This window comes from Lutibacter sp. (genome assembly GCF_021647475.1).
GTDB lineage: Bacteria > Bacteroidota > Bacteroidia > Flavobacteriales > Flavobacteriaceae > Lutibacter.
The window spans coordinates 62,811-88,748 of sequence record NZ_JAKIUR010000006.1; the positions used below are offsets into that span (position 1 = coordinate 62,811).

The window sequence follows — 25,938 nt, forward strand, 5'->3', positions numbered from 1 at the left end:
TTTGAGAAAAACAAAATTTATAACAAATATAGGGTGGATATTTTTGTTGTTGTTTATAACTGTTCAAGGGTTAAAAGCACAGACAGTTCCTATCATAAAAAATACGGATACTACAAAAATTGCTCATGATACGTTATCTTTAAAGTATCCTTTTAAATATAATAACGAAGGAGGTTTATTTTTATCCGACCCATCAAAAAAAGAAGTTTTTTACGATCCAGAACTTAAACGATATGTAATAATTGAAAAAATAGGAGATTATAATATAAAGTATCCGCTTTATATGACTCAAGAGGAATACAAAAAATACCGTTTAAAAAAGGATATGTTGGGCTATTTTAAAACTAAAATTAGTTCATTAAATAGTAAAAAGAAAGGGAGTGCTCAAGCTCAAAAAAACTTATTACCAACATATTATGTAAATTCTAATTTTTTTCAGTCGGTTTTTGGAGGGAATACTATTGAAGTTAATCCACAAGGTTCTGTATTGGTGAAATTAGGAGGCTTATATCAAAAGGTTGATAATCCTCAATTATCAGAAAAAAACAGAAGTAGTTTCACTTTTGATTTCAATCAAGAAATAAACGCTAGTATTATGGCGAAAGTGGGAACTCGGTTAAAAGTTGGTGCTCAATACGATACGCAATCTACTTTTAATTTTCAAAATCAAATTAAATTAGAATACACCCCAACGGAAGACGATATTTTGCAAAAAGTAGAAGTTGGTAATGTAAGTATGCCACTTAAAAATTCATTAATTGTTGGTGCACAAAGTTTATTTGGTGTAAAAACACAATTACAATTTGGAAAAACTACAATAACAGGTGTTTTTGCAGAACAAAAATCACAAACACGTTCTGTTGCTGCACAAGGTGGATCAACTATTCAAGAATTTGAGTTACGAACAACGGATTATGATGAGAACCGACATTTCTTTTTAGCTCAGTATTTTAGAGATCATTATGATACTGCTTTAAAAGATTATCCACTAATAAATAGTGCTATAAATATTACTAAAATTGAAGTGTGGATTACTAACAGAAATTCAATAACAACAGATGTTAGAAATATAGTGGCATTAGCGGATTTAGGAGAAGGAAATCCTGTGAATATTGGTCCAGCAAATGTTATTCCTGTCCCAGGAGAAGTACTTCCATCTAATACAGCCAATAACATTTCTTCAATTTTAACTACAACAAATCCTGTTAGAAATATAGCAACAGTTAGTAATGGTCTTTCGCCTTTTGCTATGCAACAAGGTAGAGATTATTCAGTGTTAGAAAATGCCATAAAATTAAAACCAGATGAATTTACCTTAAATCCTCAATTAGGATATATTTCTTTAAATAGAAGATTAGCAGATTCTGATGTTTTGGCAGTAGCTTATGAATACACGGTTAATGGAGATTCTCAAGTACATCGTGTAGGAGAATTTACTAGTGATGGTATTATTGCTCCAGATAATATTGTAGTAAAGTTATTACGAAGTGAAATTATTAGTACGCAAATTCCTATGTGGAATTTAATGATGAAAAATGTGTACTCACTGCAAACGTATAGAATGAATCCTGATGGTTTTAGATTAGAATTATTATATGCTGATGACGCAACTGGAGTATCTATAAATGCATTGCAAAATGCTCAAACACCAGGTGTAGCAGATAAAACGTTATTAAATTTGATAGGGGTAGATAGGTTAGATCAAAATCAAACCTATACTCCAGGAGGAGATGGATATTTTGATTATGTGGAAGGAGCCACGGTTAACTCTGAAAAAGGATTCATTATTTTCCCAACAGTAGAACCTTTTGGTAAAGATTTACAAAATAAGCTAACCAATTCTGCTGATGCTATTTATGTTTTTAATGAGCTATATCAAAATACTCAAACAGCCGTAAAAAATAATTATCAGCAAAAAGATAAATACATTATTAAAGGATATTTTAAATCTGAAAGTGCAAATGGAATTCCTTTAGGTGCTTTTAACGTACCTCAAGGTTCAGTTAGAGTAACCACTGGTGGGCGAGAATTAGTTGAAGGTGTGGATTATGTAGTTGATTATCAAATGGGAAGAGTTCAAATTGTAAATCCTAGTTTAGAAGCTTCCAATGCACCTATTGAAGTATCCGTTGAAAATAATGCTACGTTTAATTTACAAACCAAACGATTTTTAGGAATAGACATTGAACATAAATTTTCAGATAAATTTATTGCAGGAGTTACGCTTTTAAATTTAAATGAAAAACCAATTACGCAAAAAGCATTATTTGGACAAGAACCTATAAATAATACCATTTTTGGATTAAATGCTACGTACAATACCGAAGTCCCAAAACTTACCAAATGGGTAAATAAATTACCAAATATAGATACTGATGTTGCTTCTAACTTTTCAATTAGAGGAGATTTTGCATATCTAAAACCTGGAACACCAAAACAAATTAACTTAAATGGAGAAGCCACATCGTACATTGATGATTTTGAAGGCTCACAAATTCCTTTAGAATTAAAGTCTATTTTACAATGGAAAATGGCAAGTACACCTCAATATCAAACACAATTTAATCTAAATGGTGATGCTACGGATTTATCTTATGGATATAAAAGAGCAAGATTAGCGTGGTACGTTATTGATCCATTATTTTATGGAGGTTCATCTTTAAAACCTGGTAATATTGATAATACTGAATTGTCAAGAGACGAGGTTAGAAGAGTTCGATTTGAAGAATTATTTCCTAATCAAGATCGTGATTTAACACAAACTACTGTTGTTAGAACTTTAGATTTAGCATTTTACCCAAATGAAAGAGGAAGTTATAATTATGACACTAACAATGTTGGAAGTGATGGTAAATTTACAGATCCACAAGATCGTTGGGGTGGAATTACAAGAGCTTTAACAACTACTGATTTTGAACAATCTAATATTGAATATATCCAGTTTTGGATGATGGATCCTTACGAAAATTATTCAATTACTAATGAAGAAGGTTTGCCTACGGGAGTAAATCCAAATGACCCAGCAAACCAAGTGGGAGATGTATATTTTGATTTAGGAAATATTTCTGAAGATGTGTTAAAAGACGGTAGAAAAATGTATGAAAACGGTTTACCAACTAATGCATTTAGCACTAATAATACCGCACCAACAATTTGGGGTAAAATTCCTACAAATCAATCATTATTATATGCATTTGACGATAATGATAACGACCGATTAAATCAAGATATTGGCTTAGATGGTTTAAATAACGAAGAAGAAATTCAACAATTTGGAACTTCTTTTGGAACTGACCCAGCAAATGACGATTATTCTTATTTTAGAAGTTCGGAATATGATGCCAATGATGCAACAATATTGGAACGTTATAAAAAATACAATAATACTCAAGGAAATTCTCCAACTAATAACTTATCTCCAGAAAATTATCCAACCTCTGCAACTACATATCCTGATACCGAAGATATTAATAAAGACCAAACCATGAATTCTGTGGAAAGTTATTATCAATATAAAGTTTCCTTAAACAAAAATGATTTGGTGGTTGGTAAAAACAATATTGTAGATGAAAAAAATATCACTGTAAAATTAGTAGATGGAAGTGAACGACAATCTCGTTGGTTACAATTTAGAGTTCAAGTAACTACACCAGATGAAGTTATCAATAATATAACAGGCTTTAATTCCATTCGTTTTATGCGAATATTTTTAACCAAATTTAAAATGCCAATTGTATTACGATTTGGAGAATTACAATTAGTACGAGGAGATTGGAGACGATTTACGAAAACATTAGATGAAAATATTGTTCCACCACAACCATTAACTAATACGGACTTACAAGATTTTGAAGTAGGAGTTGTAAATATTCAAGAAAACGAAAATAGAACACCAATTCCATACGTATTACCTCCAGGAATTAAACGAGAAATTTTGAGAGGACCTACAACTTTACAAAAACAAAATGAACAATCATTAACACTAAAGGTTACTGATTTACAACCCAATGAAACCAGAGCAATATTTAAAAATGTTAGTGTTGATTTAAGAATGTACAAACATTTAAAACTATTTGTACACGAAGAAGGAGTTCAAACAAAACCACAAGTTCAAAATGACGATTTAAAAGCTATTATTAGAATTGGTAGTGATTTAACCGATAATTATTATCAAATTGAAAAACCACTAACCGTTTCTGATTATAGTGCGAGTACACCTTTTGAAATTTGGCCAGAAGAAAATAATATTGATGCACTACTTCAATATTTTGGAAAACTTAAATTACTGCGTTTTGAAGCTGGTGTAGCCCCAAATATTTTGTATCCGGCTGTGGGAGCTCCATCTCCAATAAGTGGTTTGCAAGGTTATGAAATTAGAGTAAAAGGAAACCCTAATTTGGCAAATATCAAAACCATTATGATGGGCGTTAAAAATGTTTCAAATAATACTCAAACTGCTGAAATTTGGTTTGATGAAATGCGAGTTTCAGAATTTGATAATAAAGGAGGTTGGGCTGCCGTGGTCAACGCCGATGCAAATATTGCAGATTTTGCAGATATTTCCTTAATGGGAAGAATGGAAACTCAGGGCTTTGGAGGCATTGAACAAAAAGTAAATGAAAGAAGTCAAGAAGATACAAAGCAATATGATATTGTTACCAATGTAAATGTTGGAAAATTACTGCCTAAAAAATGGGGAATTCAGTTGCCATTAAATTATAGTATTTCTGAACAATTTAAAGATCCAAAATACGATCCTCAATACCAAGATGTATTATTTAATGAAGCTAAATCAGTTAATCCGCAAAGTAAAAACTCAAGAGATTATACAAAAAGAAGAAGTATCAGTTTAATTAATGTTCATAAAGAAAGGAATTCATCATCTACTAAAAAAACTCATTTTTACAATGTTGAAAATTTAGCCGTTTCTTATGCTTATAATGAAACCTATCACCATAACTATAATATTCAGAAATTTTTAGATCAAAATGTAAGAGCATCTGTAAATTACAATTATAGCTTTAAACCAAAAAGTATAGTGCCGTTTAAAAATTGGACCTTGTTAAACAGTAAATATCTTAAGTTTATAAAAGATTTTAATATCAATTTAATTCCTTCAACAATTTCTGTAAATTCCAATATAGTAAGAAGTTATAATGAGCAATTAGCAAGAAGTTTAATAGTAGGATTACCACAATTACCAACTTTAAAGCAACGAAATTTTCTATTTGATTGGGATTATACAGTGGGTTATAACCTTACAAAATCCTTACAATTTAATTTTAGAGCTACTAATAATTATGTGTATGATGATTTTTTACCTTCGGATGATGTAAAAATATTTGATAATTTCTTTACAATGGGTCGTCCAAATCATTATCATCAATCTTTAACGGGTACTTATAAAGTGCCAATTAATAAATTGCCCTACCTAAATTTTATTAATGCAGATTATAATTATACAGCCGATTTTGATTGGCAAGCTTCATCAAAATCGTATGTAGCAACTATTGGCAATATAATTCAAAATGCAAATACAAGCACTATTGGTATGGATTTCAATTTTAATAAATTCTATAAAATTGTAGGCTTAACAAAATTAATGAATAGTAATAAAAAATCTAAAAGAGCCAAAAGAAAATCAAAAGGAAAAGGAAAATCAAAAGGGAAAGGAATTAAAATTAACGCACCAATTACAGGAAGAACATTAAAACGAAAAAAGAAAAAAACACTTGGAGGTAAAATTGGTCAAGGAGTTTATGATGTACTTACCTCAGTTAAAAAAGCACGATTTAATTATACTGAAAATAATGGGACATTTTTACCAGGTTACAAGCCGGAAATAGGATTTTTAGGTCGAAATAATTACAACGGAAGTTTAGCACCAACTTTTGGTTTTGTTTTTGGAAGTCAAATAGATATTCGTCAAAAAGCCGTAGAAAACGGATGGTTGTTATCACGTAATATTAACGATCCATATTATAATAAAACGTATAGTAGAACCCATTTTAATAAGTTAGATTTATCATTAAATGTGCGTCCATTTAAAAATTTCGATATAGAACTTCAAGGAAATAAAACCTATACCAAAAATATATCTCAACAAATTGATGTGGTAAATGATGCATTAATTACAGATTCTCCAATTACTGAATTTGGTAATTTTAGCATTAGTCAGAATATGATAAAAACTGCCTTTAAAAATAATGATGCTACGTTTCAACAATTTAAAGATAATAGAGCAATTATTGCACAACGTTTAGCAACAAAATCAGGACAACCTATTAATGGATTTGGAGAAACCAGCCAGCAAGTTATGTTGCCAGCATTTTTAGCAGCTTATTCTGGGCAAAATGCTTCATCCATTAAATTAAAACCGTTTAGAAGCGTTCCTATTCCAGGCTGGAATATCACCTATAAAGGCTTTATGAAAATGAAATGGTTTAAAAAGCATTTTAGAAGTTTTTCAATTGCACATAGCTATAATTCATTGTATTCCATTACAAGTTTTAGTAATAATTTAGCTTATGATGCAACCAACCCATATGGTCAAACAGATATTTCAGGTGATTATTTTAGTAAAACATTATTTACTAATGTAAACCTGTTAGATGAGTTTTCTCCATTAATTAAAGTAGATATGAAAATGAAAAATTTTGTATCTTTGTCAGGGCGAATTAATAAAGATAGAGGCTTAACTTTAAACTTTAATAATAACACAATAACCCAAATAAAAGGAGTTGAATATGTGTTAGGATTAGGTTATAGAATTAAAGATTTAGCCATGAGATTTAGGTTTGGAGGAGAAATAACAAAAGTAAAAGGAGATTTAAATTTAAGGATGGATTTATCACTTAGAGATAATGAAACGGTTATTAGAGCTATAGATCAAGATAATAATCAAGTAACAGGAGGGCAACGTTTATTATCCTTAAAATTCTTTGCCGATTATGCTTTAAATAAAAACTTAACAGCCTCTTTTTATTTCGATCAAAGTTCATCAAGATATGCAATTTCAACAACTTTTCCACGGCAATCTATAAGTACAGGGTTAAGTGTTAGATACGTAATAGGAAATTAAAATAATCAAATAAATAATATATAAAATGAATATACCAGCAGATTTAAAATACACAAAAGATCACGAGTGGATTAAAATTGAAGGTGATAAAATAACCATTGGAATCACTCATTTTGCACAAAGTGAATTAGGCGATATTGTATATGTTGATGTTGATACCGTTGGAGATACATTAAATAAAGAAGAAGTTTTTGGCTCAGTAGAAGCCGTTAAAACAGTGTCCGATTTATTCATGCCCGTTTCTGGAGAAGTTTTAGAATTTAATGAAGCACTAGAAGACACTCCTGAAATAGTAAATTCTGATCCATACGGAGCAGGGTGGATGATAAAAAGTACGATTTCAGATAAATCTGAATTAGATGATTTACTTTCTCCTGAAGCTTATAAAAAATTAATTGGAGCGTAAAATTTTACTTTTTATATCAATAAGTTTAACGTTATTAATTGCGGTAGTTAGTTTAATACCAATAAACCAGCAATTTGCCTCACCAGTCAATAATTTAGATAAAATTGTACATGCTTTAATGTATTTTTTATTGACTTTGAGTTGGTTAAAAACAGTTGATGTAATAAAAAAATATCAATCGCATTTTTATCAATTACTTTTAGTAATTATGTTGTATGGCATAATTATTGAAGTTTTACAAGAAGTTTTAACAACCAACAGGCACGGTGATATAAAAGATGTAATAGCCAATATTGTAGGGTTAACAATAGCCGGAATAGCTTATAAATTGATGACCAATAAAAATTAACTTAAAGAAGATACTTGTTTCCTATTTAAAAATTATTAAATTAGCACACTATTAAATTTTTCAACAATGCAGATTAAAAAGAATCCAAAAGCAAATTTAGAAAACTACAGCAAAATGTTTATCCAGTTAGGTTTGGTTTTAGCTCTTTTAGTGGTTTATTTAGCCATTCAAAAAAAGACTTATGATAGACAAATAGGTAGCCTGGCCGATGTATCAATAAACATGCAAGATGAAGAGGCGAATATTGAAATTCAAAAAATTAAACCACCAGAAATTAAAACACCACCACCACCAACTCCTGATAAAATTGAAGTAGTGGATGATAAAGAAGATGTTGAAGAAACGGTTCTTGAATCTACAGAGGTAAATGAAGATGATGCAGTTGATGTTCAAGATATTCAAGATGTATCTGATGATGAAGACGTAGTTGAAGATGTTCCTTTTGCTATTATTGAAGATGTTCCTGTATATCCTGGTTGTAAAGGAAATAAAAAGAAATTAAGAGCTTGTTTACAAGCAAAAATTGCTAAATTAATTAATAGAAAGTTTAATGCAGATTTAGCTTCAGATTTAGGACTGTCACCCGGAATTAAACGAATTTTTGTAATGTTTAAAATTGATAAAACAGGTAGAGTTGTAGATATTAGAGCTAGAGCTCCACATAAAAGATTACAAGAAGAAGCAATTAGAGTTATTAAGCTAATTCCAAGAATGATTCCAGGTAAACAACGTGGTAAACCAGTTGGAGTTAAATATAGTTTACCAATTGCATTTAAAGTAGAATAGTAGATACTATTAAATATATTAAAAAACTCAACCAAATTGGTTGAGTTTTTTTTTGGTATGTTAATTGCAGTTAACATAATTTTAACATACATCCTCATTTAATAAATTGTTATTATTCAAATTTTAATTCCACTCAAAATAATGATAACAGTTAATTATTAAAAAAGATTGTCTAAATCATTATAATTATGAAAACAAAAAAACATCCAGAAGCAAATTTAGAAAATTACAGTAAATTATTCGTACAATTAGGCATGGTTCTTTCATTAATCATTGTTTATAGTCTTCTTCAAAATAAAACAGCTACTAATCAAATAGCCTTTTTAGATAAATTTGGTATCAATAAAAAAGATAATATGGAGCAATTAATAGAAATCAATATTGAAAAGCCAAAACTAAAACTATTGCAAAAAAAAGTAATATTACCTACAATTATTAAACAAATAGATAATAATAAAAAAGAAGATAATTTATTTTTTGAAGATATGAATTCTGATGCTCCAATTGATGAAAATAATATTGTTGATGTAACTATTGATGAACCTATAGATGAAATTTTTATTAATGTTGAAGAAGCACCTGTTTTTCCAGGATGCAAAGGAACTAAAGAAGAAAAAAGAGCATGTTTTGTAGAAAAAATAGGACGATTTATAAACAGAAAATTTAATGCAGATTTAGCTTCAGATTTAGGACTGTCACCCGGAATTAAACGAATTTTTGTAATGTTTAAAATTGATAAAACAGGCAAAATAGTTGACGTTAAGGCAAGAGCTCCGCATAAAAGATTACAAGAAGAAGCAATTAGAGTTATTAAGTTAATTCCTAAAATGATTCCAGGCAAACAACAAGGTAAGCCAGTAGGTGTTAAATATAGTTTACCAATTGCATTTAAAGTAGAATAGTCGATGCTATTAAATATATTAAAAAACTCAACCAATTTGGTTGAGTTTTTTTTTGACTAAAACATTGGAAATGAACTAAACAAGTTGTAAATTTAAGTGATAGAATCCTTGTGATAAATTATCACATTATACTTTATGCTGTAAAACAGCTTCTTTTTAGGTATTTCTTGTTTAAATTAATACTGGGAAAAATGATAGAAGTTAAAAAATATTCAAACGTAAAACTTTCCAACTATAGCTCCATTTTAATTCAATTAGGTTTAGTATTGGCATTATTTCTTGTATATGAGTTAATGATTTATAAATCATATCCTTCTGAAATAAAAGCAATAAATAACACTTTTGTTAATGCAGATGATGCTGAAAATAATATTGAAATTAAAATTCCACTGCCACCTCCTATAAAAAACACACCGCCACCTGCTATCCCAGATAAAATTATAAAAGTGGAAAATCAACAAGACATAGTTGAAACAGTAATTGAATCTACAGAAAGTGATGAAAATCAGGCAATCAACATTTCTGATGTAAATAAAAATATTAAATCGGTAGAAGAAGATGAACCTATTGTAGAAGATGTCCCATTTTTAGTGATAGAAAATGTGCCAATTTTCCCAGGTTGTAAAGGTAATAACAAAAAACTTAGAGCTTGTTTTTCTGATAAAGTTTCCAAATTTGTGTCTAAAAAATTTAATTCAGAACTAGCAAGCGATTTAGGTTTAACACCAGGAAGTATTCTAAAAATATTTGTAGTTTTTAAAATTGATAAAAATGGAAATGTAGTTGATATTAAGGCTAGAGCTCCAGAAAAAAAATTACAGGAAGAAGCTATACGAGTTGTTAAATTACTTCCAAAAATGATTCCAGGAAAACAAAGAGGAAAAGCTGTTGGAGTTAAATATGGTTTGCCTATTGTTTTTAGAGTAGAATAAGCAATAAAAAGAGGTAAACTTAAAAGTCTTGAAAGCCATTATTCTAAACTTGTTTTAGAATCTTATTTTACTAATTACCAATCGTTATTAGATTATGGAACAAGGTTGACGAAAATTTTACTTTTCAGACAGCCTCTTTTTTATAATCAAAATTAACAATTTATAAACTATCTTTGTTTAATAAACAACATGTAATTTTAAAAAAATAAAATGAATATAGGAGACTATTTAGATGCTACTTATTTAAAAACTGCAACTCAAGCAGGTATTTCTGAAGAAGAAACAAAGCAAAAGGTGATAGATTTGACAAATGAAGCAATTGAAAATAATTTTAAATTAGTAATGATTCGTCCAAAATTTGTCAAATTAGCACGTAAAATGATTGACGATGCCAATTCTCAAACAGTGGTGGGTACAGTCTTAGGATTTCATGAAGGAATCCATGAAACTTCAGAAAAACTTAAAGAAGCAAATCAAGCCATAAAAGATGGCGTTGATGAATTAGATTATGTTATAAATTTTGAAGCTTTTAAAGAAGGAAAAATTAATTTAGTAAAATCTGAGGTTTTTAAAGGAACTAAATTAGGTTTAGACAACCATAAAATGGTTAAATGGATTATTGAAGTTGCTGCTTTAACCAATGATGAAATTATAACAATAAGTCAATTAATTCGTGATGTTGTTTTAGATAATTTCGGAGAAGAACAAGCTCATAATGTATTTGTTAAATCATCTACAGGGTTTTACAAAACAGAAAACGGTAAGCCAGCTGGTGCAACTTTTGAAGCTATGAAACTTATTGTAGAAAATTCAAAACCTTTACAAGCAAAAGCAGCAGGCGGAGTTAGAAATTATGAAGATGCAGTAAAAATGATTGAATTAGGAGTAACTAGAATTGGAACTTCTTCTGCAAAAAAAATTGCCGATGGCAGAAAAATAGATAGCGAATATTAGTATGACTGATTATTTTTTTCACGAAACGGCCGTGATAGATGAAAATTGCCAAATAGGAAATGGAACTAAAATTTGGCATTTTAGTCATATTATGCCTAATTGCGAAATTGGAGAGAATTGTAATATTGGACAAAATGTAGTAGTTTCACCAAAGGTAGTTTTAGGTAATAACGTAAAAGTTCAAAATAATGTTTCTATTTATTCTGGTGTTATTTGTGAAGATGATGTTTTTTTAGGACCGTCTATGGTTTTTACCAATGTAATTAATCCAAGAAGTGCTGTGGTTAGGCGAGGAGCATATCAAAAAACAATAGTTAAAAAAGGAGCTAGTATTGGAGCAAATGCAACTATAGTTTGTGGAAACAATATTGGTGAATTTGCTTTTATTGGTGCAGGAGCAGTAGTTACAAAAGAAGTTAAACCTTATGCATTGGTAGTTGGTAATCCTTCAAAACAAATAGGCTGGATAAGTGAATTTGGTCATCGATTAAATTTTGATGAAAATGCTTTGGCAACTTGTTCAGAAAGTGGAGAAAAATATCAACTTAAAAATAATAAAGTCGTAAAAATTTCATAAAAAAGTGTCTATGAAAAAAACAATTTTAATTGTTCTATTGTCAATAATATTTCAATCTGTTTTTTCTCAATCTGAAAAATATCCTGTTTTTAAATCGTGCGATTCTTTAACTATATCTGCAAAAGATTGCTTTAAAAATCAAGTTACTGAAGCGGTTATTTCGGAATTTAAAATTCCTAAAATTGTAAAAACAGAAAACTATAAAGGAACTTTTAACATTGTGTTTTTAGTAAGCAAAGTTGGGCATTTTAAGGTAATTTATGTAAATACACCGTATAAAGAAATTAAGGAAGAAGTAATTCGGGTTTTTAATACTTTTCCAACTATTAAATCGGCACAATACAATAATCATACTATTGAAATGCAATTTGTATTTCCATTCTCAATTCCTTTAAATTCAAATTCAGAAGAAGAAAAGCTTGTAGAAATTCAAAAAAATACTCCTACCATTTTAAGAAAAGAAATACCAATTAAAAGTATTCAAAAAACAACATTATATCCTGAGCATAAAAGTGAACTGAATATACCTTATACTAATATGGAATATAATCGGTACGACTATTATTTAAATCAGGCAAATAATACACACACTTCAGTTAAACCCTATATTTATTCTGAAGTTGATAAAACGGTTGATTTAGATGCTTTAAAAAATCAATATTTCAAACCTAAAAAATCTTGGCTTGGACGTAAATTATTCAATGAACATATGGGTTATGTTAAAGGAAAAGATTATTGGTTTACTATTGACCCAGGAATTGATCTTCAGACAGGTAATGATAACAAAGGAACAAAAACGTATAATAATACGAGGTCTATTCATATAAATGGTGCTATTGGTAAAAATTTAAGTTTTTCAACCAGTTTTTATGAAAGTCAAGGTCGATTTGCAGATTATGTAAATCGATATGCCGAATCTATTCGTCCTGACGGAGGAAACCCAGCAATCATTCCTGGACGAGGAATTGCTAAAGATTTTAATGGAAATGCTTATGATTATCCTGTGGCAGAAGCTTATATTTCCTATACACCAACCAAACATTTTAATTTTCAATTTGGTAGAGGTAAAAATTTTATTGGTGATGGATATCGTTCTTTGTTTCTATCTGATGTAGCTTCGCCATATCCGTATTTTAAAGTAACTACAACTTTTTGGAAAATAAAATACACCAACCTTTTAATGTGGATGCAAGATGTTCGCCCAGAATTAACCGTTGATGGAGCCTATAAACAAAAGTTTATGGCAATGCATTATTTAGATTGGAACGTTACTAAAAAATTAAATTTAGGTTTTTTTGAAACGGTAATTTGGGATGATACAAATAACAGAGGATTAGATGTAAATTACTTAAATCCATTAATATTTTATAATTCTATTGAGTTCTCAACTGGTTCACGAGCAGGAAATACGTTGCTAGGAGTTAGTTTAAAATATAAGCTAAAAAATATGCTGTTTTATTCCCAATTTTTGTTAGACGATTTTAAAGGTTCAGAAATGACCAAAAATAATGGTTGGTGGGGAAATAAAAATGGTATTCAACTTGGTGTAAAATACTACAACGCCTTTAATATTAAAAACTTGTTTTTGCAAGCTGAGTATAATAGCGTTAGACCTTATACGTATTCACATGACGAGTTAAATTACAATTTTGGTCATGATAATCAACCATTGGCACATTTATGGGGAGCAAATTTTAAAGAATTTATTGGCATTGCTAATTATTCTATAGATAGATTGTATGCAAATGTAAAAATAGTAGTTGGTAAAAAAGGATTCGATTTTAATAATGGAACGGATAATTTTAGTTACGGTGGTAATGTGTTTGCAGATAACGATAACAGAGTTTCAGATTATGGAAATAACATTGGGCAAGGCAACAAAGTAACTATTTTTATAGGAGATTTTCAAACAGGATATTTAGTAAATCCAGCTACTAATTTAAAGTTGTTTGTTAATTTTACTTACAGAAATTTTGATATTAATCAACCTACAAATGCATTTGAAACCTCTAATTCTACATGGATTTCAATTGGTTTAAAAACAGATTTGTTTAATTGGTATTTCGATTTTTAAACTTCATTTGAAGCATCTAAATCATTTAATTCACCAAGTTGCATTAAAATATCAAACGTTTTTTTAGCTTCATCTTCATCAATTACGGATATTGCGGCACCAACGTGCACCATTACATAATCACCAATTTTAGCTTCTGGCACAAGCGTTAAGCTCACTTCTTTTATAATTCCATCAAATGAAACTTTACCTGTTCTAAAAACATCATCTAATTGATTTGTAATTGCTATTAATTTCCCTGGGATAGATAAACACATAGTATTTTATTCGTTTTAAACTTATTCAATTATTTTGGGCGTTCCCTTTCAGGTCGCGCTTTTCGTTATATCTTTTTTCATGCGTTGCTTCAAAAAAGGATGCCACTTCAATCGCTAACGCAAAACCGATTTTCAAATTAAATTTTTCTTCAACCAATTATACCAAGCTTCCATACCTTCACCTGTGGTAGCCGAAACTTCAAAAAACTGTAAGTTCGGATTTACTTTTAAAGCATAATTTTTTAGCTTTTCAACATCAATATTTAGGTAAGGCAATAAATCTATTTTATTAATAATACAAATATCAGAAGTATGAAACATATCAGGATATTTTATAGGTTTATCTTCACCTTCTGTGGTGCTTATAATTACAACACGTTTACTTTCGCCTAAATCAAACATAGATGGGCAAACTAAATTACCAACATTTTCAATCATTAATACGGAATTGTCTTTAATGTTTAGTTTTTTAACCGCGTTATACACCATGTCACTTTCTAAATGGCAACCTTTTCCTGTGTTAATTTGAATTACAGGAATTTTTAAAGCATCAATTCGGTTAGCATCATTTAAAGTTTGTTGATCACCTTCTATCACATAAAAAGGAATTTCAGCACTTAAATCTGCCAAGGTTTTTTCTAAAATTGAAGTTTTACCAGAGCCAGGTGAACTTACTAAATTTAAAGCAAATATATTTTTAGCTTCAAAATAACCTCTATTTCTAGCGGCTAAAACCTGATTGTTTTGTAAAATATCTTGTTCAATTTTCAATACTTTATGTTGATGATTATGTTCAGCATCTTCATGGCTATGAAAATGAATGCCGTCATGAGTGTGTTCATGAACGTGATTATGAGGTTGTTCACCAGGTTTTAAAATTGTAGGACCATTATCATCGGTTCCACATCCACAAGTTCCGCACATAATATTATAATTTAAATTACTTCTAATGCTTTTACTCTTAATTCTTTTCCTTGTAAAATTCCTTTAAAATTACTATTGCATTTAGGGCAAGAATCATAAATATTTTCTAAATAGAATACCGTATCGCAATCTGCACATTTTGCTTTTCCAGGAATTATTGTTATTTCTTTTATTGCCTTTTCTAAAACACTATCCTTAACGGCAGATTCCCAAACAAAATTTAACGAATCTATTTCTATTCCCGCTAATTGACCAATTTCAAGCTCAATTTTCGTAACCGTATTTTCTTTCACTTTCGCTGTTTCATCCTCAGCTATTTTTACAATGCCCATGGCAATAGATAATTCATGCATAATTTTTAATAACAAAAATGAATACACCAATTTACGAATTTAAAACCTAAAAAAATATTAGATATATTATTTTTATTCAGTTTTAATAAAAATAAAGATTAGTTAACCTTATTTTAACTCGTTCTAAATTAGATATTTATGATAAATATATTAAAATAAGTTGTAAATTAGTAAAACTTATTTCATTCTTTTAATAAAAATGGAATAAAGCATTAAAATCATTTAAAAATTACTAATCTATGTCAACTTCTAATGAAAAACAAAAAACCTATTATGAGAGCATAATAGAGAAAGGCTATTCGCGTCGAGATTTCATCAAGTTTGCCACGTATATGACAGCTTTTATGGGCCTTGAATCATCAATGGTAGGACAAGTTGTAAAAGCAATGGAAACCAAAAAACGCATACCAGTTATTTGGGAACATTTCCAAGAATGTACAGGTTGTACAGAATCATTCATACGTTCTGATCATCCTTTGGTTGCCGATTTAATTTTTGATACAATTTCTTTAGATTATACTGATACACTAATGGCAGCTTCTGGTCATAATGCAGAAGAAGCTAAGCAAGCCTCTATGAAAGAAAATTACGGCAACTATATTTTAGTGGTTGAAGGTGCTATTCCTACAAAAGATGGAGGTGTTTATTGTGCTATAGCAGGTAGAACGGCCATTGAAGTTTTAAAAGAATCTGCTGCAGGAGCTGCTGCAATTCTTACTTTTGGAAGTTGTTCTGCTTGGGGAGGCATTCAAGCTGCATATCCAAACCCTACAGGTTCTGTTCCAGTTGATGAAATTATTAAAGATAAACCTATTATTAGAGTTCCTGGTTGTCCTCCAATTGCAGAAGTTATGACGGGTGTTGTAATGTATTATGCAACTTTTGGAAGCCTACCTGAATTAGATTCTATGGGAAGACCAAAACAATTTTACGGAAAACGTGTACACGATAGTTGTTATAGAAGACCAAACTTTGATGCAGGGTTGTTTGCAGAAAGTTTTGATAGCCAAGAAGCAAAAGACGGATACTGTTTGTATAAATTAGGTTGTAGAGGTCCTGTAACTTATAATGCTTGTGGAACTATGGGTTGGAATAATGGAGTTAGCTATCCAATAAAATCTGGTTATCCTTGTATTGGGTGTAGCGAAAATAATTTCTGGGACAATAGTCCATTTTATGAAAGATTACAAAATATACCTGGAATGGGTATTGAGGCTACTGCAGATACCGTAGGTAAAATTGCAATTGGTGCCGCTATTGGTGCTGCAGTTGTACATTCAGTAGCAACCAATTTTGCAAAGAAAAAGGAAATACGTGAGGCAGAAGTTAGTGGAGAAAAAAATGAAAAAAATATTAAAGCTTAAAATAACTTATCATGGCAAATAGAATAGTAATAGATCCAATTACTCGAATAGAAGGGCATTTACGTGTTGAAGCTGAAATAAAAGAAGGTAAAGTAACAAATGCGTATGTTTCTTCAACAATGGTTAGAGGAATAGAAAAAATTGTTGAAGGCAGAGACCCAAGAGATGTTTGGGCTTTTGTACAGCGTACTTGTGGAGTTTGTACCACAGTACATGCAATTGCTTCCATAAGAACAGTTGAAAATGCACTAGATATTGTAATACCTCCAAATGCTGAAATAGCAAGAAATATTGTAACTATAGCTCATGCAATGCAAGATCATGTTGTACATTTTTATCATTTACATGCTTTAGATTGGGTTGATGTAACTCAAGTTTTAAATGCAGACCCTAAAGCTACCTCTGAATTGGCACAAAGTATTTCGAAATGGCCTAATAGTTCACCAGGTTATTTTTCTGATGTTAAGGCTCGAATTAAGAAATTTATTGATAGTGGGCAATTGGGAATTTTTGCTAACGGCTATTGGGGACATAAAGCTATGAAATTACCGGCTGAAGTAAATTTAATGGCGGTAGCTCATTATTTAGAAGCATTAGAATGGCAAAAAGAAATAGTAAAAGTTCATACCATTTTAGGTGGTAAAAATCCACATCCACATTTTTTAGTAGGAGGTATGGGTAGTGCTATTAATTTAGATGATGCAGGTGGACTTAATATGGAACGTTTGGCTTATGTTGGTCAATTACTAAAAGATGCACAAACCTTTATAAATGAAGTGTATGTTCCTGATTTGTTAGCAATTGCTTCTTTTTATAAAAATTGGGGAGCAATAGGTGATTCAAAGTTCAATAACTACTTGTCATATGGTGATTTACCTACGGATAGTTATAGAAATACATCAAGTTTTAAATGGCAACCAGGGGTGATTTTAAATGGTGATATTAGTAAAGTACACCCAGTAGATTTAGAAAGTACAACTGAAATTGAAGAGTTTGTAGATAAATCGTGGTATGATTATACCGTAGGGAAAGATAAAGGATTGCATCCTTGGAAAGGTGAAACTAATATTCATTATACAGGTCCAAAACCTCCATATAAATATTTAGATGTAGATAAACCATATAGCTTTGTAAAAACGCCTCGTTGGAAAGGCAAACCAATGGAAGTTGGACCATTAGCAAGAATGTTAGTGGGTTACGCATCAGGAATCCCAGAGTTTAAAAATGTAGTTGATGGAGCTTTAAAAGCTTTAGATGTTCCTGTTACTGCTTTATTCTCAACATTAGGTAGAACTGCTGCTCGTGGTTTAGAGTCTAAATTATTAGCCGATTGGGGTATAGAGTTTTATGATAAGCTAATAGCTAATATCAAAAACGGGGATACCAGAATGGCAAATATGGAGAAATGGGATCCAGCAACTTGGCCAAAAGAAGCCAAAGGAGTTGGTTATATGGAAGCTCCAAGAGGTGCTTTAGCACATTGGATTGTAATTAAAGATAAAAAAACGAAGAATTATCAAATGGTAGTTCCAACTACTTGGAATGCTTCACCACGTGATCCAAAAGGACAAATGTCTGCTTATGAATCTGCTTTAATTGGTACGCCGATTGCAGATCCAAATAATCCTCTTGAAATTTTACGAACCATTCACTCATTTGATCCTTGTTTGGCTTGTGCGGTTCATTTATACGATTCGCATGGAAAACATATAAGTCAAATTCAAATAGGTGGTTCTTGTAGTGTTTAATAGCTAAAATGATAAGAAATGGCAACAACATTTAATTATAAAAGAGTTTATGTATGGGAAATGCCTGTGCGATTTTTTCATTGGATAACGGTACTTTCAATAACTATTCTGATAGTTACAGGTTTCATAATTGCAAATCCACCAGCAATTAATGCAAATGTAGAAGCTACAAATTCATTTTGGTTTGGCTATGTTAGAGCAATTCATTTTATAACAGCTTATATTTTAATCGCTAATGTAATTTTTAGAATATATTGGGCTTTTGCAGGAAATCAATTTGCTAACTGGCGTAATTTTATTCCATATACTAAAAAAGGAATTCATAATATACTTCATGTACTAAAAGTTGATATTTTTTTGATGAAAGATAAAGAGCATAAGTTATACAATATAAGTATTGGTCATAATTATTTGGCGGCATTCTCTTATTTTATAATGGCTTTATTTTTTGTTTTACAGATTATGACAGGTTTGGCTTTAATTGCAGATTCCTCTAGCTGGTTTTTACCTCATGCGTTTAAATGGGTTTCAACTATGTTTGGTGGCGATATTTTAACTAGATATATTCATCATATTTCAACCTGGTTATTTATGGTTTTCATTATAATTCACGTGTATTTGGTTTTATTCCATGATTATGTGGAAGCTAGAGGCGAAGCATCATCTATGATTAGTGGATTTAAGTTTATTCGTTCTGAAAGATTAAACGAAGATGAATCTGAAATTATTGACAAAGCCGAAAAAATAACTTGGAAAGGAGATAAAGGGAAAGCTAAAAATAAAGAAAAATAACCCGTTGTGCATTATGATAAAATTTCGTCAATTCGAGTGAATTTTAGCCTTTTTAGGCTTAAAATTAGTATCGAGAGCGGTTGTTTTTAAATAAAAAACCTATTCTCGATACTATTTTTTATCAAAAATTACCTGCCTTGCCGTCAGGCAGGCTTGAACTGACGTAGCAGTAAGTTTAAAAAGTTAAAATGCACAGCGAGTATAAATAATGTAAATTTATATGATTTCAGATGATGTAATTGAATTGCAAAAATTATTCTATCAAACTCATGACTATTTAGATGGTGAGAAAAAAAATAGAATTTTAATTCTTGGAATTGGAAATTATTTAATGGGAGATGAAGGTGTAGGAGTGCATACTATTCATGCATTAAGTAAAATAAAACTACCTGATAATGTTGATATTATGGATGGTGGAACAGGTAGTTTTGATTTAATGCCAATTTTATCTCAATATCCAATAGTAATTTTTGTTGATGCCACTATGGATAATAAACCTGCGGGAGCTATTGATGTTCTTTATCCAAAATTTGCAGCCGATTTCCCAAGTGTTTTAAGTGCTCATGATGTAGGTTTAAAAGATATGATTGAAGCCTTGGAATTTCAAAATCAATTACCAAAAATTATTTTGGTAACGGTTTCCATTAAAGAAATGATTCCAATGACCATTACTTTAACTGATAAAATACAAAAAAGTATTCCAAATGTAGTGTCAACAATTTTAAATAGAACTACTAAAATAACAATCTAAAATTAATAGTAACCACTCTTTTTTTATTAAAATTATCTCTGTAATTTACTTTTAAAAATTGTAAATTTATAGAGATAATTTTTTAAGCGAAATGAATGTTCAAAACCTATAAAATTTTACTTTCAGGTCAAGTTCAAGGGGTAGGTTTTAGACCTTTTGTTTATAATTTGGCAAAAAAACATGCTATTAAAGGAACCGTTTCTAACGATGAAAACGGAGTGCTAATTTATGCTTCTCAAACTAAAGAACAAGTAGCTGTTTTTTATAAGGAATTATTGAATAATCCACCACCAGTTGCTAATATTATTTCAAGTAAAATAATTGATGTTGAATTTCAAAAATTTGATAATTTTAAAATTATTCCTTCCACTAAAACTGGTCAGGTTAATTTACCACTAACACCAGATTTTGCTATTTGTGACGATTGCAAAAAAGAAATTCAACAGGTAGAAAATAGGCGTTTTAATTATCCATTTACTACGTGTGTCAATTGTGGTCCACGTTGGGCAATTACACAATCTTTTCCTTTTGAGAGAAATCATACTAGCATCAGTGAATTTAAAATGTGTAATGAATGTAGAGAGGAATATATAAATCCTACAAATAGACGATTTCATTCGCAAACAAATACATGTGCTACTTGCGGAATTCAATTGTATTTAGAAGATGCTAATTCAGAAAAAATTACAACAAATAAAAAAACTATTTTTAAAAAAACGGCTTATCTTTTACAAGAAGGAAAAATAATTGCCATTAAAAATACAAGTGGATATTTGTTGTGTTGTAATGCCGAAGATGAAAACGTAATTCAAAAATTAAGAAGGTTAAAAAATCGTCCAAATAAACCATTTGCGGTATTGTATCCTTCTTTAGAAAAACTTCAAAACGAATTAGAATTAAATGAGTATCACATAAATTCTTTAACTTCAACACAGCGTCCAATCACAATAATTTCATTAAAAAATTATAATGGGAAAATAGTTGTAAATCAAGTTGCTCCAAAGTTAAACCAGTTAGGCGTAATGTTGCCATATACAGGAATTTTGCAGCTTTTAGCTAATGAATTGAATTTTCCAATAATTGCTACAAGTGGTAATATACATGGTTCACCAATTTTAAGTTCTCGAAAAAATGCCAAACAAGAATTACATAATGTAGCTGATTATTTTTTACATCATAATTTAAAAATAACACAACCTCAAGACGATTCTGTATTAAAGTTTAGTTTTAAATTCAATAAACCTATTCTGTTTAGACGATCTCGTGGCTATGCTCCTAATTATTTTGATGCACCAATAAATACTTCAGAAAAAATAATGGCTTTGGGTGCCGACTTAAAAAGCAGTATAGCATTTTACCCTAATCAATATGTTTATATCAGTCAATATCTGGGGAATTTAGAAAATTATGAGGTTTACAATCGATTTTCAGATATGGTAAATTCGTTTATTGAACTATTTGAACAACAGCCTCAAGTAATTTTAGTAGATAAACATCCTTTATATCATAGCAGTAAATATGGAAAAGAATTTGCACAAAAAAATGAAATTAAGTTGATTAAAATTCAGCATCATAAAGCCCATTTTGCTGCAATTTTAGGCGAACATCATTTATTTGATAAAAAAGTATTAGGAGTTGTTTTTGATGGAACCGGTTATGGCGATGATGATACTATCTGGGGAGGCGAATTCTTTAATTATGAAAAGAATGAAATAAATAGAATCAATCATTTAGAATATTTTGATTGGTTGCTGGGTGATAAAATGGCTAAAGAATCTCGTATTTCTTTATTGGCTTTAGCATCTTCAGAAATGAATGAAATTTTAAAAGTAAAATTCACTTCAAATGAATTAAAAACATATCAGTATTTAAAACAAAATAACACATTAAAAACTTCTTCTGTAGGAAGATTATTTGATGCAGTAGCTTCTTTGTTAAACATAGCAGATTATAATACCTATGAGGGTGAATCAGCTATTTTGATAGAAAATGCAATAACAGATTATGATGTAAAATCTTGTAAAAGTTATTTAAATAATGATACATTAATTTTTTCTGCAACTGAAATTATCGATAAAATATACAAGGATTTAAAATTGGGAATTTCTAAAGAAAAAATTATTCAAAATTTCTTATTCACCGTTGCGTATTTTATCATTCATTTTGCAGCCAAAAACAAGTATGAGTACATTGCTTTTAGCGGAGGTGTTTTTCAAAATTCTACATTGGTAGATATGTTGTTAGAATTAGCACCAAAGAAAATAAAATTGTATTTTCATACCAATTTATCGCCAAATGATGAAAATATATCTTTTGGGCAATTAATGTATCATACGCATATTAAAAATTAAAAAATGAAGTATTTATCCGAATATAGAAATTTAGAAGAAACTAAAAAAGTGCTGGACGAAATTCATAAAATTACCACACACGAATGGAATATTATGGAAATTTGTGGAGGTCAAACACATGGTTTAGTAAAAAATGGAATTTTAGAATTACTTCCTAAAAAAATTAGGATGATTCACGGGCCGGGTTGCCCTGTTTGTGTAACACCTTTAAATTTAATAGACAAAGCGATAGAATTATTAGAGCAAGGTGTAATTGTTTGTTCTTTTGGAGATATGATTCGAGTTCCTGGAAGTAAAAAAAGTTTGTTAGAAGCAAAAGCACTTGGAGGTGATTTGCGAATTTTATATTCGCCTTTAGAAGCAGTAACTATCGCCAAAAAAAATCCAACAAAAGAAGTGGTGTTTTTTGCTGTTGGTTTTGAAACCACTGCTCCAGCAAATGCTTTATCTGTTTTGCATGCAGAAAAAGAAGGAGTAACTAATTATACCATTTTAGCATCTCATGTACTTGTTCCACCCGCTATGGAAGCCATTTTAGATGATGAACTTTGTACCATTGATGCTTTTTTAGGTGCAGGGCATGTATGTGCAATTATGGGAACTGAAGAATATAAACCTTTAGTAAAAAAATATAAAATTCCTATTGTAGTTACAGGTTTTGAACCTCTAGATTTGGTTCAGGGAATTTATATGGCAGTAAAACAATTAGAAGAGAATAGGTTTGAATTAGAAAATCAATATTCGCGAATAGTTACAAAAGAAGGAAATATAGCTGCAAAAAAGGTAATAAATCAAGTTTTTGAAATTGGCACAAGAGAATGGCGAGGTATTGGCGAAATTCCAGATAGTGGTTATGTAATTAAAGAAAAGTATAGAAAATATGACGCTGAAGCAAAGTTTAATATTAGTCATATAAAAGTACCTGAAAATTCATCTTGTATTGCAGGTGAAATACTTAGAGGAATTAAAAGGCCTATGGAATGTGCACAGTTTGGGAAATTGTGTAATCCTTCAAATCCGTTGGGTGCTCCTATGGTTTCGTCTGAAGGTGCTTGTGCTGCATATTATCACTTTTCAATAATATAAAATATTTAAAATGAAAAATAACATAGATATTGGTTTTGACACTATTCATTTAGGTCACGGAAGTGGTGGAGAACTAACCAGAAAATTATTGGATGCAATCATTTTTAAAACATTCAGCAATCCATTTTTAGATAAAAAACATGATGGTTCTATTGTAGAGTTTAACGGGAAAATTGCCATTTCAACGGATAGTTTTGTAATTACTCCCATCTTTTTTAAAGGAGGAGATATTGGTAGTTTATCTGTACATGGAACTGTGAATGATGTGGCAATGTGCGGTGCCATTCCAAAGTATTTATCCTTAGCTTTTATTATTGAAGAAGGATTAAAAGTAACTGATTTTATTGAAATTGTTCAATCCATTAAAAAAGCTGCTGATGAAAGTGGCGTTCTTATCATAACTGGAGATACTAAAGTAGTTGAAAGAGGAAAAGGAGATAAAATTTTTATCAATACTACAGGTTTTGGAGAAATGCATCCGAAGGCAAATATTTCAGTTTCAAATATTTCAGAAAATGATGTTATTATTGTAAACGGATTTATTGCCCAGCACGGAATGGCAATTATGAGTGAGAGAGAAGGATTAGAATTTGAATCTAATATTAATAGCGATTCTACTAATTTAAACTTTTTGGTGAAGGATTTATTAGATGAATTTGGAACGAATATCAAGATGTTTAGAGACCCAACCCGTGGTGGATTAGGAACTGTTTTATACGAAATTGCAAATGATATATCCAAAGGAGTATTTATAAAAGAAGCGGATATTCCTGTAGAAAAGCAAGTTGCCGCAGCTTGTGAAATGTTAGGCTTAGATCCGCTATACGTAGCAAATGAAGGCGTTTTTTTAACTGTTGTAAGTAAAAATGTAGCAGATGATGTACTTCAATTTATGAAAAAGCATTCAAAAGGAAAAAATGCAACTATTATTGGAAACATAACGGATAATCATCCAAATAAAGTAGTCATGGAAAGTTTAATTGGAGGTAAACGAATTGTGAGTCCGTTGGTTGGTGAGCAGTTACCTAGAATTTGTTAAGTTTTCTATATAAAAAAATGATTACAAGGTTGAAAATCAATACTCTGAGTCATTGCGATGATTGAAGAGCAACGAAAAGAAGAAGCAATCTCGCTAAAAAGATAAAGATTGCTTCAAATTATTCACTACCGTTTATAATTTTCGCAATGACGTTATAATTTTCAGTTGTTTACCGTTAACCTTATGTTTAACTTAGGTTGTTAGGTTAATTAAGTTATCTATTAAAAGAAATTAATTCATAAACAACCAATAAACTCCAATAATAAAAGCAAATAGACCGCTTGCAAATCTAATTCCTCTAAAAAAGTTGATATTGTGGTTGTTTTTTGAGGCATGAGAAATATGCCCAATAACAATTGCATAAGAAACCATAGCGAGTATAGTTCCAATTCCAAACCCAATAATATATTCGGTAGATTCTAGTTTAGATGTAAACCCTAAAACAGGTAAAAACAATAAAAAATGAGCAATACCAGCTAAACCATGAACATAGCCAAAAGATAAGGAAGCCATTGCATTTTGTTTTAAATTTAAATGTTGATGATTGTGTGAGCTTTCTTCAGAGTGTTGATGAGAATGTTTATGGATAATGCCATTGTTTTCCGTATGAATATGCGTATGTGAATGATTTTTTTCTTTTCTAAAAAGTTGAAAAAAAATCCAAAAACTTAATCCAATCAATAATATACCTACTAATTTATCACTGTGAGCTGATATTTTTTCAACAGGAATAAATTCTTTAAAAAGTAAGAATAAAACACCAATTGACAACATTCCTAATAAATGCCCAATTCCCCAAAACAGACCAACTTTCCAAGCCTTCTTTTTACTTTCAATGGCAAAAGGCGTTACAGCGGCTAAATGATCTGGGCCAGAAATTACATGAGCAACCGCAGCAATAATTCCTGCAAATAAAGGTAAATTAAAGTCCATTATAGATTTTGTAAAGAACATTTAAAGGTACAAATTATAAAAAACTAATTGAAATTTTATAGCTTTAGAATGAGTATAAATTATTTAGTTGAGTTTTTCTGGACTGTTGATATTCTAAATTATCAATAACTAAAAATAATTTTGACACTATCTGGAGTGTCTACCTTTGATGTGACAATTTTAATAAGCCCATAAATAATATATATTTGAATTATGGCAAGAACAAAGTATGACAATGAGTTTAAGGTTATGATAGTTGAACTATTAAAATCAGGGATT

At 30.1% G+C, this 25,938-nt stretch carries 20 protein-coding genes; 16 read left to right on the plus strand and 4 right to left on the minus strand.

The features are described 5' to 3' along the window. The first annotated feature begins 1 nt into the window (after position 1). The 9 genes from sprA (at position 2) to L3J60_RS02655 (ending at position 14,061) form a co-directional block, all read left to right on the plus strand. A complete protein-coding gene (gene sprA, locus L3J60_RS02615; RefSeq protein WP_291973929.1) occupies positions 2–7,081 on the plus strand; it encodes a cell surface protein SprA in 7,080 nt (2,359 codons plus the stop codon). 25 nt (positions 7,082–7,106) lie between these two features. After that, positions 7,107–7,487, plus strand: a complete 381-nt coding sequence (gene gcvH, locus L3J60_RS02620; RefSeq protein ID WP_291973930.1) for a glycine cleavage system protein GcvH — start codon at positions 7,107–7,109, stop codon at positions 7,485–7,487. Then, complete coding sequence (locus L3J60_RS02625; RefSeq protein ID WP_291973931.1) at positions 7,477–7,836, plus strand: VanZ family protein; 360 nt, start codon at positions 7,477–7,479, stop codon at positions 7,834–7,836. The genes gcvH and L3J60_RS02625 overlap by 11 nt, the downstream gene beginning before the upstream one ends. A 66-nt stretch (positions 7,837–7,902) precedes the next feature. After that, positions 7,903–8,622 carry an energy transducer TonB gene (locus L3J60_RS02630; protein WP_291973932.1) on the plus strand — a complete coding sequence of 240 codons (720 nt, stop codon included), beginning with the start codon at positions 7,903–7,905 and terminating at the stop codon, positions 8,620–8,622. A gap of 188 nt (positions 8,623–8,810) precedes the next feature. Beyond that, positions 8,811–9,524, plus strand: a complete 714-nt coding sequence (locus L3J60_RS02635) for an energy transducer TonB (RefSeq protein WP_291973933.1) — start codon at positions 8,811–8,813, stop codon at positions 9,522–9,524. Between the two features lie 191 nt (positions 9,525–9,715). Beyond that, positions 9,716–10,456 carry an energy transducer TonB gene (locus tag L3J60_RS02640; protein WP_291973934.1) on the plus strand — a complete coding sequence of 247 codons (741 nt, stop codon included), beginning with the start codon at positions 9,716–9,718 and terminating at the stop codon, positions 10,454–10,456. Between the two features lie 210 nt (positions 10,457–10,666). Further along, complete coding sequence (deoC, locus tag L3J60_RS02645; RefSeq protein ID WP_291973935.1) at positions 10,667–11,410, plus strand: deoxyribose-phosphate aldolase; 744 nt, start codon at positions 10,667–10,669, stop codon at positions 11,408–11,410. 1 nt (position 11,411) lies between these two features. After that, a complete protein-coding gene (locus tag L3J60_RS02650) occupies positions 11,412–11,987 on the plus strand; it encodes an acyltransferase (RefSeq protein WP_291973936.1) in 576 nt (191 codons plus the stop codon). 10 nt (positions 11,988–11,997) lie between these two features. Continuing rightward, entirely contained in the window at positions 11,998–14,061 is a 2,064-nt protein-coding gene (locus L3J60_RS02655; protein ID WP_291973937.1) for a gliding motility protein RemB, read from the plus strand. Here L3J60_RS02655 and L3J60_RS02660 read toward each other — a convergent pair. The 3 genes from L3J60_RS02660 to hypA all read right to left on the minus strand — a co-directional run bounded on the left by L3J60_RS02660 (position 14,058) and on the right by hypA (position 15,595). Beyond that, positions 14,058–14,318: a HypC/HybG/HupF family hydrogenase formation chaperone gene (locus tag L3J60_RS02660; protein ID WP_291973938.1), complete on the minus strand. Its 261-nt coding sequence runs from the start codon at positions 14,316–14,318 to the stop codon at positions 14,058–14,060. The two genes, L3J60_RS02655 and L3J60_RS02660, sit on opposite strands and share 4 nt — an antisense overlap. 132 nt (positions 14,319–14,450) lie before the next feature. After that, a complete protein-coding gene (gene hypB / locus L3J60_RS02665) occupies positions 14,451–15,242 on the minus strand; it encodes a hydrogenase nickel incorporation protein HypB (protein ID WP_291973939.1) in 792 nt (263 codons plus the stop codon). Positions 15,243–15,253: 11 nt separating this feature from the next. Next, positions 15,254–15,595 carry a hydrogenase maturation nickel metallochaperone HypA gene (hypA, locus tag L3J60_RS02670; protein ID WP_291973940.1) on the minus strand — a complete coding sequence of 114 codons (342 nt, stop codon included), beginning with the start codon at positions 15,593–15,595 and terminating at the stop codon, positions 15,254–15,256. 239 nt (positions 15,596–15,834) lie between these two features. Here hypA and L3J60_RS02675 point away from each other — a divergent pair, with 239 nt between their 5' ends. The 7 genes from L3J60_RS02675 (at position 15,835) to hypE (ending at position 24,726) form a co-directional block, all read left to right on the plus strand. Further along, the gene (locus L3J60_RS02675; RefSeq protein WP_291973941.1) at positions 15,835–16,959 is read left to right on the plus strand and encodes a hydrogenase small subunit; all 1,125 of its coding nucleotides are present in this window, start codon (positions 15,835–15,837) and stop codon (positions 16,957–16,959) included. Positions 16,960–16,970: 11 nt separating this feature from the next. Next, positions 16,971–18,707 (plus strand): nickel-dependent hydrogenase large subunit, encoded by a 1,737-nt coding sequence (locus tag L3J60_RS02680; RefSeq protein ID WP_291973942.1) that lies wholly within the window; start codon positions 16,971–16,973, stop codon positions 18,705–18,707. 18 nt (positions 18,708–18,725) lie between these two features. After that, positions 18,726–19,499 (plus strand): Ni/Fe-hydrogenase, b-type cytochrome subunit, encoded by a 774-nt coding sequence (gene cybH, locus L3J60_RS02685; protein WP_291973943.1) that lies wholly within the window; start codon positions 18,726–18,728, stop codon positions 19,497–19,499. A 220-nt stretch (positions 19,500–19,719) separates the two neighbouring features. Then, positions 19,720–20,250 carry a hydrogenase maturation protease gene (locus tag L3J60_RS02690; RefSeq protein WP_291973944.1) on the plus strand — a complete coding sequence of 177 codons (531 nt, stop codon included), beginning with the start codon at positions 19,720–19,722 and terminating at the stop codon, positions 20,248–20,250. 95 nt (positions 20,251–20,345) lie between these two features. Further along, positions 20,346–22,601, plus strand: a complete 2,256-nt coding sequence (gene hypF / locus L3J60_RS02695; protein ID WP_291973945.1) for a carbamoyltransferase HypF — start codon at positions 20,346–20,348, stop codon at positions 22,599–22,601. Positions 22,602–22,604: 3 nt separating this feature from the next. Then, positions 22,605–23,687 (plus strand): hydrogenase formation protein HypD, encoded by a 1,083-nt coding sequence (gene hypD / locus L3J60_RS02700; protein WP_291973946.1) that lies wholly within the window; start codon positions 22,605–22,607, stop codon positions 23,685–23,687. Positions 23,688–23,697: 10 nt separating this feature from the next. Continuing rightward, complete coding sequence (gene hypE / locus L3J60_RS02705; protein WP_291973947.1) at positions 23,698–24,726, plus strand: hydrogenase expression/formation protein HypE; 1,029 nt, start codon at positions 23,698–23,700, stop codon at positions 24,724–24,726. A gap of 231 nt (positions 24,727–24,957) precedes the next feature. On the opposite strand, the gene L3J60_RS02710 is transcribed toward hypE, so the two are convergent. Further along, entirely contained in the window at positions 24,958–25,659 is a 702-nt protein-coding gene (locus L3J60_RS02710) for a sulfite exporter TauE/SafE family protein (protein ID WP_291973948.1), read from the minus strand. Positions 25,660–25,938: the final 279 nt, after the last annotated feature.

Bases quoted from the DNA above. Each gene is read 5' to 3' on its own strand.
- gcvH (WP_291973930.1), top strand. From the start codon at position 7,107: ATGAATATACCAGCAGATTTAAAATACACAAAAGATCACGAGTGGATT.
- L3J60_RS02630 (WP_291973932.1), top strand. From the start codon at position 7,903: ATGCAGATTAAAAAGAATCCAAAAGCAAATTTAGAAAACTACAGCAAA.
- L3J60_RS02635 (WP_291973933.1), top strand. From the start codon at position 8,811: ATGAAAACAAAAAAACATCCAGAAGCAAATTTAGAAAATTACAGTAAA.
- L3J60_RS02640 (WP_291973934.1), top strand. From the start codon at position 9,716: ATGATAGAAGTTAAAAAATATTCAAACGTAAAACTTTCCAACTATAGC.
- deoC (WP_291973935.1), top strand. From the start codon at position 10,667: ATGAATATAGGAGACTATTTAGATGCTACTTATTTAAAAACTGCAACT.
- L3J60_RS02650 (WP_291973936.1), top strand. From the start codon at position 11,412: ATGACTGATTATTTTTTTCACGAAACGGCCGTGATAGATGAAAATTGC.
- L3J60_RS02655 (WP_291973937.1), top strand. From the start codon at position 11,998: ATGAAAAAAACAATTTTAATTGTTCTATTGTCAATAATATTTCAATCT.
- L3J60_RS02660 (WP_291973938.1), bottom strand. From the start codon at position 14,318: ATGTGTTTATCTATCCCAGGGAAATTAATAGCAATTACAAATCAATTA.
- hypB (WP_291973939.1), bottom strand. From the start codon at position 15,242: ATGTGCGGAACTTGTGGATGTGGAACCGATGATAATGGTCCTACAATT.
- hypA (WP_291973940.1), bottom strand. From the start codon at position 15,595: ATGCATGAATTATCTATTGCCATGGGCATTGTAAAAATAGCTGAGGAT.
- L3J60_RS02675 (WP_291973941.1), top strand. From the start codon at position 15,835: ATGTCAACTTCTAATGAAAAACAAAAAACCTATTATGAGAGCATAATA.
- L3J60_RS02680 (WP_291973942.1), top strand. From the start codon at position 16,971: ATGGCAAATAGAATAGTAATAGATCCAATTACTCGAATAGAAGGGCAT.
- cybH (WP_291973943.1), top strand. From the start codon at position 18,726: ATGGCAACAACATTTAATTATAAAAGAGTTTATGTATGGGAAATGCCT.
- L3J60_RS02690 (WP_291973944.1), top strand. From the start codon at position 19,720: ATGATTTCAGATGATGTAATTGAATTGCAAAAATTATTCTATCAAACT.
- hypF (WP_291973945.1), top strand. From the start codon at position 20,346: ATGTTCAAAACCTATAAAATTTTACTTTCAGGTCAAGTTCAAGGGGTA.
- hypD (WP_291973946.1), top strand. From the start codon at position 22,605: ATGAAGTATTTATCCGAATATAGAAATTTAGAAGAAACTAAAAAAGTG.
- hypE (WP_291973947.1), top strand. From the start codon at position 23,698: ATGAAAAATAACATAGATATTGGTTTTGACACTATTCATTTAGGTCAC.
- L3J60_RS02710 (WP_291973948.1), bottom strand. From the start codon at position 25,659: ATGGACTTTAATTTACCTTTATTTGCAGGAATTATTGCTGCGGTTGCT.